This window comes from Paucibacter soli, assembly GCF_037482845.1.
GTDB lineage: Bacteria > Pseudomonadota > Gammaproteobacteria > Burkholderiales > Burkholderiaceae_C > Paucibacter_B > Paucibacter_B soli.
In genome coordinates this window covers 1-1193 of sequence record NZ_JBBHJW010000032.1, presented here as the reverse complement: position 1 = coordinate 1193, position 1193 = coordinate 1, and the positions used below count along the sequence as shown (strand labels likewise).

The window sequence follows — 1193 nt, the reverse complement described above, 5'->3', positions numbered from 1 at the left end:
AGGCTAGCGTGTCAAATACGCGGACATTCCAGGAGGTCTGCATGGCGCGCTACAAGCCCCGGATTCGTGAGTCGATGCTGCTGCTGCCCGTGGTGCTGTCGGAGCAGCTGGTGCCCGGCAGCTTCGCCTTCGCGCTGGACTACCTGGTCGATCATGAGCTCGACTTGCAGGCCCTGGATGCGCGCTTCAGGAACGACCTCACAGGCGCCAGTGCCTACGACCCGCGCGTGATGCTCAAGATCGTGCTGCTGGCCTACAGCCAGGGCCTGATCTCCAGCCGCAGCATCGCCGCCGCCTGCGCACGCAATGTGCAGTTCATGGCCATCAGTGGCGACAGCCAGCCCAGCCATGCCCACATCGCCAAGTACGTCGCCTCCTTGAGCGAACAAATCCAGCCGCTGTTCAGCCAGGTCTTGATGGTCTGCGATGCCCAAGGCCTGATCGGCCGCGAGATGTTCGCCATCGATGGCGTCAAGCTTCCCAGCAATGCCAGCAAGGAGCGCAGCGGCACACACGAGGAACTGAGCCACCGGGCCGATCGCCTAGACAAGGCCGCCGACAAGATCCTGGCGCTGCACCGGGCGCAGGACAAGGCGGCTTCCCTGGAACCCCTGGAGGCCAAGCGGCAAGCGCGCGTGGAGGCCTTGCGCCAGGAGGCGGCGCGCACGCGGGCCTTCGTCGCCAAGAACGCCAGGCGCCTGAACAGCAAGGGCCAGGAGCTGAAGTCCAACATCACCGACCCTGACAGCGCCAAGATGGCGACCAACAAAGGCGTCATCCAGGGCTATGCAGCCCAAGCGGCGGTCGACAGCGCCCACCAGGTCATCATCGCCGCCGACGTGGTGGGATCGGGCTCGGAGCAGGGCATGCTGGTGCCCATGATCGAGCGGGCCAAACCTTGGAGCGACCAGAACACCCTGGTCACCGCCGATGCGGGCTACCACAGCGATGCAAATGTGCAGCAGCTGCATGACAGCAACACCCCGGCGCTGATCGCCGACGGCCAGATGCGCAAGCGCGACGAGCGCTTTGCAGGCCAGGACAAGCACAAGGCAAAGCCTGACCCCCTGCATGACAAAGGGGCAGGCGGGCAGCTTCAGGACGGCCAACACTTCCGGCCGCAGCACTTCAGATTCAACGACAACGACAACACGGCGACCTGTCCGGCCGGCCAGGTGTTGCGTAGCCGGGGC

Annotated in this window: 1 protein-coding gene; it reads left to right on the top strand. The window is 65.1% G+C overall.

Annotated elements, in window-relative coordinates; all coding sequences use genetic code 11:
- Nucleotides 1–41: 41 nt before the first annotated feature.
- The coding region (locus tag WG898_RS25130; protein WP_339605513.1) for a transposase at nucleotides 42–1193 on the top strand (1152 nt) is incomplete at its 3' end.